At 29.3% G+C, this 9673-nt stretch carries 8 protein-coding genes; 6 read left to right on the forward strand and 2 right to left on the reverse strand.

Annotation, left to right across the window (positions count from 1 at the left end):
• Positions 1 to 699: 699 nt before the first annotated feature.
• Positions 700 to 1410 carry a class I SAM-dependent methyltransferase gene (locus tag BLV40_RS26960; RefSeq protein ID WP_090695669.1) on the reverse strand — a complete coding sequence of 237 codons (711 nt, stop codon included), beginning with the start codon at positions 1408 to 1410 and terminating at the stop codon, positions 700 to 702.
• Positions 1411 to 1918: 508 nt separating this feature from the next.
• On the opposite strand from BLV40_RS26960, the gene BLV40_RS26965 reads away from it, so the two are divergent.
• Entirely contained in the window at positions 1919 to 2557 is a 639-nt protein-coding gene (locus BLV40_RS26965; protein WP_090695671.1) for a helix-turn-helix domain-containing protein, read from the forward strand.
• 446 nt (positions 2558 to 3003) lie between these two features.
• Here BLV40_RS26965 and BLV40_RS26970 read toward each other — a convergent pair whose 3' ends face one another.
• The gene (locus tag BLV40_RS26970; RefSeq protein WP_090695672.1) at positions 3004 to 3282 is read right to left on the reverse strand and encodes a hypothetical protein; all 279 of its coding nucleotides are present in this window, start codon (positions 3280 to 3282) and stop codon (positions 3004 to 3006) included.
• Between the two features lie 403 nt (positions 3283 to 3685).
• Between BLV40_RS26970 and BLV40_RS26975 the strand changes: the two genes are divergently transcribed.
• The 5 genes from BLV40_RS26975 to BLV40_RS26995 all read left to right on the forward strand — a co-directional run bounded on the left by BLV40_RS26975 (position 3686) and on the right by BLV40_RS26995 (position 9617).
• Positions 3686 to 5134 carry a coproporphyrinogen-III oxidase family protein gene (locus BLV40_RS26975; RefSeq protein ID WP_090695674.1) on the forward strand — a complete coding sequence of 483 codons (1449 nt, stop codon included), beginning with the start codon at positions 3686 to 3688 and terminating at the stop codon, positions 5132 to 5134.
• 103 nt (positions 5135 to 5237) lie between these two features.
• Positions 5238 to 5630 carry an S-adenosylmethionine decarboxylase family protein gene (locus tag BLV40_RS26980; RefSeq protein ID WP_090695676.1) on the forward strand — a complete coding sequence of 131 codons (393 nt, stop codon included), beginning with the start codon at positions 5238 to 5240 and terminating at the stop codon, positions 5628 to 5630.
• Positions 5627 to 6850 (forward strand): MFS transporter, encoded by a 1224-nt coding sequence (locus BLV40_RS26985; protein WP_090695678.1) that lies wholly within the window; start codon positions 5627 to 5629, stop codon positions 6848 to 6850. Before BLV40_RS26980 ends, BLV40_RS26985 begins: the two co-directional genes overlap by 4 nt.
• Positions 6851 to 7410: 560 nt before the next feature.
• Complete coding sequence (gene mobV, locus BLV40_RS26990) at positions 7411 to 8727, forward strand: MobV family relaxase (RefSeq protein WP_090695680.1); 1317 nt, start codon at positions 7411 to 7413, stop codon at positions 8725 to 8727.
• 269 nt (positions 8728 to 8996) lie between these two features.
• Positions 8997 to 9617, forward strand: a complete 621-nt coding sequence (locus BLV40_RS26995; RefSeq protein WP_017150475.1) for a helix-turn-helix domain-containing protein — start codon at positions 8997 to 8999, stop codon at positions 9615 to 9617.
• Positions 9618 to 9673: the final 56 nt, after the last annotated feature.

Genomic DNA, 9673 nt, shown 5'->3' on the forward strand with positions numbered 1-9673 from the left:
AATACTGTCTTAAGTAAGTTACCAATTAAATTATTTTAGAGTCGTTTTTACGGCTCTTTTTTATTCCAAAAAATCACCGTATCAAATTTGATACGGTACCGTATCAAATTTGATACGCTAAAAAAAAGTATGAACTGTTTATATTACTAGTCTTAAGCTACTTTTTGTATTTATAACTATCTCATTCTATATATATAGCTAAAAGTTCCGAAAGGAACGGGTAGTATTTTTGAGAAGAACACTCAAAAATCTCCACCCTCTCTTTAAAAAAGTCGGTTCGTTGATCCTCACCTAAAGGCTATTGCCTTTTCTTTTTTAAAGAGTCCTTGCGGAGCTTTTTTCGGCTCGTGTGCTTTTCTCGCCAAGCCGACAGACAAAAAGCAAAACAATGGTTCTCGACTTGGACTAGTAAGTATACGAGCCGAACCGCCAGTGCATCCGTTCATGATTTTTTCTTACATATCATTTTAAGTACGCGAAGTTCCTGGGGGCTAGCCCCCAACCCCCCAGCCAGCACTCTTGCCAAAAAGCAAAGGGAAAATACAAAGATTTTAGCGGAGTATAGGGAAGAATCTATTTTTATGAATGGGGTACTGCCAGTATTTTGGAAAAAATCTATGCTAAGCAAAAAAATAATAAGCCGCCCATATGGACAGCTCATTTACATAATTATCGTTCTCGGAAGTTAAGGTTTGAACATTATAGATTGTTTTTTCTCACAACATATGTAATTGCATTTGTTTTTAATAAAACAAACTTTTCATCTCGCGTAATTTTATATTCCAACGGTTTTGTTATAATACTTAATACTTCCCAACCATCATATATTTTTCTAAATTTATTCATTATTTCTTTCGTTGAAATATTTATCTCCATTAGTGCATCTAACTTTTCATTAGTATCCATATCAATTTCTTCAACTTCAGAATTTACAATGATACAGTTTATTCCGTTGTATTTCGTTCCCTCTACCATTTGTTGAACAACTTTTTCAAATACCTTTTCTGATTGGACGTGTTCTAAACTTGAAACTGCAACAATGAAATCGAAGTTATTAGGTTTAATGTCATAGTTTCCTATATCAGCTTTTTCAATTTGAATTACTTCTTTAATCCCATATTTTTCACTGTATTGATTTAATTTTTGTAAAGCCGAGTCTAATAAATCAACACACACAACTTTACCACCATTTTCTTTTATAGCTTGAGCCAGTAGAATACTATTTCTACCCACTCCAGAACCTAAATCAAGCACATTAAGATTGTCTTTTCCTTCAAACAATGGAATTAAATCTATTACTGTTTTTACAGGTTTATGTAGCCACGAACCTTCCTCAAACAGCTTATAATTATCGTAACAATAGTCGTGATATTTCTTCTCCTCTTTTCTTATAAATTCAATTCTGTTCATTTTTTTCCTCATTTCTCAAATTATGTATTATATAAATTACTGTAACAGACTTAATATAACTTTTTGAACTATCTTATTTTGTTACTTGGAGAAAGAAACGATGAATACAATATTCATATCAGGTTAACATAACGCATCATTATCGGTAGCAAGTTTTTGATAGAATTCTTGTATTTACAGGGATTCTTCTTTTTTTGTCTGTTTATTTGGTATACACGATTTTATACATTGTTGATATAGCAAGGGTTCCTAGGAGTTTTGCTATTTTCTTTTCCCTCTTTTTTTGTATAAAATCTTGTATAATTTTTTATATTTTTTGTTCTAAATCATAGCGTATGCTGACGTTTAAAAATGACGAGTATACGTCAGTATATGCTATTGATATGCTTAATTTGTCTAATTTTTTTTGTGTATCTTGATATGTTTTTTGATATGTTTATTTTAAGTATTATTTATTTAGGCTATATCGCCAATATATCGCTTAAAAGAATAGAAAGAGGTGGTAGCGATGACCAATACAGGTGATACAGAAATTGAGTTGTTAGAGGGAATCCCTAGAGAATTAAAAAGTCATGATATTGCTAAAACATTTGGAATTGCTGAAAGTACAGTTAGGAAGTACGCCCAATCCCTTGAGAAAGCAGGGTATGTTTTTCGGAAAAATGAAAATAATACAAGGATTTTTACCGATATAGATGAGTTAACGTTTAGAGATTTGCTTCAAGCTAGAAAAGAAGCTGGAGTAAACCTTGATATGGCAGCTTCCGTAGCAGTGATACGAAGACAGAAGCAAGAATCACCGATACAAAGCGTGCAACAGTTAATAAATAAGGAATCAAAGGACGATTTAATTCCGCACAAAATACGATATGAGATTCAGAATTTAGCAAATTCATTTCAAAAGCAAATAGAACAAATTGAAGAACAAAACCAAATGATAATTTCTAAGTTGCAAGCATCTGAAGAAACTGAAATTGAAATAAAAAAACAGTTGCTGGAATCTCAAAAAAGAGAAAAAGAAAAAGATCAACAAATTGAAGATATGCAAAAAATGATTGAATATATTGCAAAACGAGATACAGTTTTTGATAAAAAAATCGAAGAAATTTATCAAAAAGCTAAAAAGCCTTGGTGGAAGAGATGGTAAGATACAGGGGTTAACACTTGGTTGTATTTTATTCTTTTTAACAAGTTGTCTAGAATAATAGAAAGACAAAAAGCTCATTCCTTATGAAAAAAGAGATGAGCTTTTTTGTCTGCTACCTATAAGTGGGATTATGGTAACTTCATATGTGAAGAATATACAATGTGAATTATTAATGTTAATTAGTTTAAATGTGTTAATTATAAAAAAATCTCAACTATTTATATTTATTATCAATAGTTGAGAAATTTATTTATAAAATTAATTTTTTAAAGATAAATTATGATGTTTTTAAAGATAATAAGGCTATTTTTGTGAGTATAATTGATTCTTAAAATTTCTCAATATAGAACATAGTTATATTCATAATTTATCTATTTTCAATTAACAGCTATTCATTTACAATAATCACAATAAATTGTTTATTTTGGTTGATTTGTATGTTGTATTTATTTATAAATTTCTAGTGAGTACTTTATATATTCAATGTCACCTGATAAATTTTTATACTTTGTTTTTATTTTTTTTACTTTTGATGAGTGAATTTCACCTTTTTTAGGGTAGTTATGAATTATTAATTCACTTTCTAAAGCCAAATTAAATCTTTCATTTGGTTTTAAGTCAATATTGATAATTCCTTTTTTTAAAAGTTCTTCCAGTGAATGCTCCGAAGGTTTTTGATTTTTTAATTTAATTTCCAATGTTATATCATTCTTATCTAACAACATAATTAATCCTCCTAATAATTAATATAATACATATTTTATATAATTAATTTATTATTTTCAATATTCAAAAAATTACAAAAAATAGATTGTCTTATAGGTGCTTTCGTGTTATTCTGTTTTGTGTTTAGTAACCATTAAATGGTTATTTTACATATTTCTTACATTATTGAAAGGAGGGGATATTAATGACTGAAGTAGTTTGGGATATTGTTTGGTAATTTATAAATGATTGGTGTTTAAATAAAAAAGTAGTGTGTAGATGTTAATTCACACACTACTTTTTTATTAATAAATTGTGTAACAATCTATCTTATATTAAGAAAATTCTTCTTAATACATATATGAATTACGAGTTACTTTTTAATTTTAAGACTTAATATACTTTCAGGAGGGGTTTAATTATATGAAATTGTTAAATGATGGACTTATGGCTTTTAATTATAGATTACCAATTTATAATTGGTTTTTTCCATTTTCTTATGAAGAGATTAGTGCAAAAACTAAAGAGAAAATAGGGGAAAATAGTTTTGATATATTTAAATTTGCAGGAGAGAATTCTAAATTTCGAGCTTTATATTTTCATATTCCTTATTGTGAGGCTATATGTACTTTTTGTCCTTTTTCAAGAGAAATCAATACGGATCCTACAGTATTTGAAAGCTATGTAGATGCACTAATTAAAGAAATAAGAATTAAGAGTAAATATCAAAATGTTAGTGGTTATCCAATACACTCTATATTTTTCGGTGGTGGTACACCTTCCATTTTAAAACCTTCACAAATTTTGAAAATTGGAAATGCTATTAAAGAATGTTTCGATTTATCACAACTTAAAGAATTTAATTATGAATGTCATTTAACAACTGTAACTGAAGATAGAATAGAAGCTTTGAAAGAAATTGGGGTTACTCATGCAAGAATGGGAGTACAAACTTTTAACCCTCAATATAGAGAATTTTTTAATTTAGTTAAAGATACTAACTTAATTTTTGAAAAAGTAAAGTTGTTAAAAGATAATTTTGATTATGTTTCAGTGGATATGCTATATGGTATGCATGGACAAACTATAGAAGATTTTGTTAGAGATTTACATCATGTTGTTCAACTTGATACGCCAACTATTGATGTTTATCCAATAAATAATGTTGTTACTCAAGCTAAATTGAGTAGAGAACTCAGAGAACAAAATATGGAGGCAACATCAGGTTTTGCAAAAATACTGATGAATGTTATTTTGAGGGATTATATGCGAGAAAACGGATACCATCCACATAATGGACATGGATATGTTAAATCTAGTAATGAAATTATTCAGCGTAATCCAGTTGTTACGGATACTTATAGATTCCAATATCATGAAGCACATTATGGGTATAAAGGGCATGAAATAATTGGTTTCGGTAGTGGAGCTTATTCTGTCATGGATGGATTTATTATAGGTAATAATAATAATTCGAAAAAATATGTAAAAGATTTACTTTCAAGTGATTCTATTGATATGAAATTGTTTGAGTTTGATCCAACTATTTGTGAAAGCAAAGGTATATCTTTTCATTTACCTTATCATGGAGAAGCTGATAAGTCGAAAATAAATTTTGATTTAGTAAGGCCAGAAGTTATGAACAGATTAAGTGAAGTAATTGAGCGTGGTTTAGTTATTGATGATGGAACACACTATAGATTAACTGAATTAGGATGGAATTGGTATGGTAATTTATTGTTTTATTTATCACCTGATTCAGAACAAGAGGCTATTCTTAAATATATTAATAAAGGATCACAACAGAAGAATCGTTTTGTTGAAGATTCTAATATATTATTAGAATTTGAAAAAAAACTTACTTTAGTGTGATAGTTGATTTAAAATGATAGCACTTTTTTAATGGTTATAATAATTTTATGTATTTCATTAAGGAAGTGCTTTCTAATCTTTTTAAAAAGGGAGAATATATGTTATGCGGAGGAAAATTATTCAAGAAGTTTTAGAAAAGCAAAATGATAGCTTTTATATTAAACATGTTTTGGGAGATTTAAGTGGAGTTTTTTTTGAGAATATGACTGATATTAATAATCTTGAGTCTATTATAAAAATAGGTATAAATAGAACTCAAGCACATTGTATATCAATTCAATTTGAACGTGTAAGTCAAAATGGTACGGTGTTAATAGCTATTTTGAAGGAAGGACGTGTTACTTTACATTCATATCCAGAACAAAATTTGCTTTGTTTAGATGTTCTATCATATAAGAAAAGTTGTAATCCAAAATTAATTATAAATACTATTGTTGCGATTTTACAACCAGATCAAGTAAGAATTAGAGAAGTTAATAGGGGAGATTATAATTGAAATTAAATACTAATACTATTAACAAAGAAATACTCACTTTAGCTTTTTTAAATTTTTTATATTGTTTAGCAATATATGTTTCAATGCCTATTCTTGCATTGTATTTTAATGTTAATTTGAAAATTCCTATATCACAAGTTGGATTTTTAATAGGTTTACCTCCTATAATAACAGCTCTTTTTGGATCTATAGGAGCTCTAGTATCAAATAGATTAGGTGAAATCAAATGTTTAATCTTAGGTTTATTTTTGTTAATCATTCCATATAGTTTGTTTATATTTGCTGATAAATATTGGCAGTTATTATTATTAAGTATTTTATCAGGTTTCGGAGGAGTTTGTTGGAAACCTGTTATTAGGTCCTTATTTGCACATCATGCAAATAAAACACAGTCACAAGATATAGTATTTCGAATTAATTATATAGTAATTTGTCTTGGAGCAATATTGGGACCCTTAATTTGTATTTGGATTGCAGATTTTCCGAAATATACAAATTTAATAATGTCGATTGCTCTTTTTTTGTTTAGTATTCTTTTAATCTTGTTTACTAGAAATAGTTTAAATATTGATGATTTTAACTTAGAAGTTAAGAAAAAACTAAAACTTTCTAGTTTAAAATCTGTAGATTCTAAACTAATTATATATATTATAGCTGGTGCATTAATCTATTTTGTCTTTGCTCAATTTGAAGCTGTCTTTTCATTAGCTTTTAAAGAATTTAGTACTACACCTGAAAAATTATTTGCATTTTTATTAATTTTAAATTCAGTTGGGGGAATTATATTACAATTTATTGTAATGTATTTAGAAAAGAAATTTTTAAAACTTAATCATACAGTATCAATTTTAATTGGAAATTTAATATTTGCAGTAGCTTTTTGTTTATTTGCTGTATCTAATGGAAATATAGTAATTTTAGTAATCGCAACTTTAATATTTGCTATGGGTGAAGTATTTGCTATACCGGGCAGTGATATTATTATTAATAGTATTTCTCCGCCAGACAAAAAAACATTATATTTTAGTATTGCTGAATTTAGAGCTATTGGTTTTTCGTTAGGACCAATATTTGCAAGCTTTGTTCTTGAATATTATGGTTCTACTTTAATGTTTATATCTTCTGTGTTTTTTATAATAGTAGCTAGTATTTTATATATTCTTCCATCTACTAATCTTTATGAACATACTACTAATAAAGAAATAACAAAGGAATTATAAAGCGGTTCTAATAAAAGGATTTTAAATTTTTTAGTGAGGAGATGAATGTATAATGGATTATATTTTAGATGTTCCTTTAGAAATTTTAGAAGATATTGATGTAGATGTAATTAGTTCTAACAATGAAGATCTGGGATATTAAATTAAGTTATATAATAAACGAAAGAATTGGTGTATGTTCAACGGTAAGCGGACAGAACGAAACGAAAGTGAAGTGAAGGAGCATTAAGGAGTTGACATACTAACTATACCCAGACCCTTTTGTTGGTTTGTCAAAAGGTATCCTTTTGACCCTGCCTACCGGCGAGGGAGCCCCCTCAAAAAATGAGGGGGTTGGGGGAGTTTTTTGAATGGGGTCTGGGGAAGATTTCCCCAGTGGGTTTGGGCGAAGCCCAAGGTTTTTGTTTTTGCACGGCTTGTCCGTGATCGGCGAAGCCGACGTGTCCCGTAGGGCACACTCTATTGTTGCGTAGTGACAATATAAGAGTGTGTTCTCTAATTGACATCCAATTACCCTCTATGCCATGATTAGGTGAGCGAATATAAAGGGGGCTGGCTCTGTGAGTTACTCTATTTTTCGAGTGCAAGGAATTAAAACAACAGGAGATCTACGAGGAATTGGAAAACATAATGCGGACAGAGTTTCGTATACAAATCATGATATTGATCGGACGAAATCAAGCGAGAATATCGAGCTTGTAAAATGTGAAGATACATATTTAAAACGATTTAATGAGATTACAAGTGAAATGAAAATAGATCATGAAAAACGTATGAAAAGTATGCGATTTGATAGAAGGAAATCATTTGATCAGGCGATTAACAGTGCAAAAAATGATGTGGCTTGTGAATTTCTATTTACGAGTGATGAGGAGTTCTTCCAGAGTAAATCGAAAGTGGAAATTGAAGCCTGGGCGAAACAGTCCCTTGAGTTTCTTGAAAAAGATATTGGCATTACAAAAGATAAGGTCATTCATGCAGCGGTTCATATGGACGAGAGGACACCACATTTGCACGTTGTGGCAGTTCCGTTAATTAAGGCGTATGACGGTCGTAGAAAAGCTGATATATGGCAAATTAGTCGTAAGAAGTTTATTGAAACAAAAGAAGATTTAGCGAATTTGCAAGATAGATATCATCAGCGTATGAATGAACATGGTTATAAGCTGGAAAGAGGAACATCAAAAGATGTTAAGCATGCGACAGTTCAAGGATTTAAAGAACAAACAAAATATCATGAAAATAAGGCTGTACAAGCATTAATGAAAGCAGATCATGCAAAAAAAATAGCCAATAAGTTAGTGGCGGATGTTCAAAAAGTTCCAAAGCTTGATAAAATTCCAGTACATCAAGAAATTGTATGGGAACGTCAAGTGTTTAAAAAGGTTGAGAAATCCACAGGAAGGGTTATTTTGGAACCAAAAGACTATCAAGCTATCAAAACCCTTGCGAAAGCTTCAGATGTGCTTAAAACACAAAATAAGAAGCTTATAGGTGATAATGATCTTTTAAACAAGGATAAAATCAATTTAAAAGAAAAAGTGGATTATTTAACAAAAGAGAATCAACAACTTAAGATTGAAAATCAAGAATTAAAAATGGAAAACGAATTTTTGAAGAAAACATTGGAACGAGTGAAGGAATTTTATAAAGAGAAACTGCCTCAACTTGCAAATGTGGTGGGTTATATGAAAGCAATTGTACTAGATAAGATGGGGGCAAAACTTTTAAAGCGCCATTTTGTAGATGATAGTGAGCGTAATGGAGTTCAAAAATTCTTTAGTGATAAACAAAAAGAGATTGAACAACAAAAGAAGGAAAAGTCATTAAAAATGAAGTTTAAAAAACGAGACCGAGACTATGGTATGGAACGTTAATAGAGTAGATGTTTTCAATTGATGAGGATTAAAGTTTTATGTAGAAATTTGTGGTAAAATGAAAAAAGAAACTTTGCTGCGAACAAAGTTTCTTAAGAATTTTCCAGGTAGGAAACCACCCTAACCAAGAAAAATGATTCATAAAATAACTATTCATATTTTATCAAACAATATACGTTTTGGGAATGATAATATAGTTATTTGTTTTATTAAATATACATAAAAAAATATTGGTTTTGGTTTCCTTCTGGCATAGTAGGAGGTTAACGGTGAATAAAATTTTAGATTTCGGACAAGCTGAAAAAAATGCTCGACAAAGAGATTTAGAGTCTGAAAGAAAACAGTATGAAAATGATTTTGGTTTTTCAAAAGAGGAAATTGAGAAGGCGATGGAGGTAATTTCTCAAGCAACTGGTGAAGAGTTGTATTTAGGAAAGAAGAAAAAACCATCATCTAAAATTAGATTTTCTCAATTTATTCAAGAAAATTGGAAGTTTTTACGAGATGAAAAATATTTTACTAGTGAGGAAAAAGTATTTTTAACGGATTTACAATGTAATGTAAGTATGTACTCTAATGCGATCGTAGATGATGTTAAGAAGAAACTTCCTTGTGCGCTAACTATTGTAACAATTGCCGAGGTTTTGAAAACGTCAAGACCAAAAGTTAGTAGAGTAGTTAATTCTTTGATTAAGAAAGGTGTCTTAGCAAAATCGATATCAGGAGATTTTAAAGATAACCAACAAGCAAAAGATTATGTTTTGTTTGTAAATCCAAACATTATTATTTCAGGTAGTAAAGATGATGTCTCAGAACATTTAGTTTTACAATTTAAAAATGTAATGAGTAAAAATACTGTCTTAAGTAAGTTACCAATTAAATTATTTTAGAGTCGTTTTTACGGCTCTTTTTTATTCCAAAAAATCACCGTATCAAATTTGATACG

Origin of the sequence: Bacillus sp. 166amftsu, from assembly GCF_900107445.1 — a bacterium.
Lineage (GTDB): Bacteria > Bacillota > Bacilli > Bacillales > Bacillaceae_G > Bacillus_A > Bacillus_A arachidis.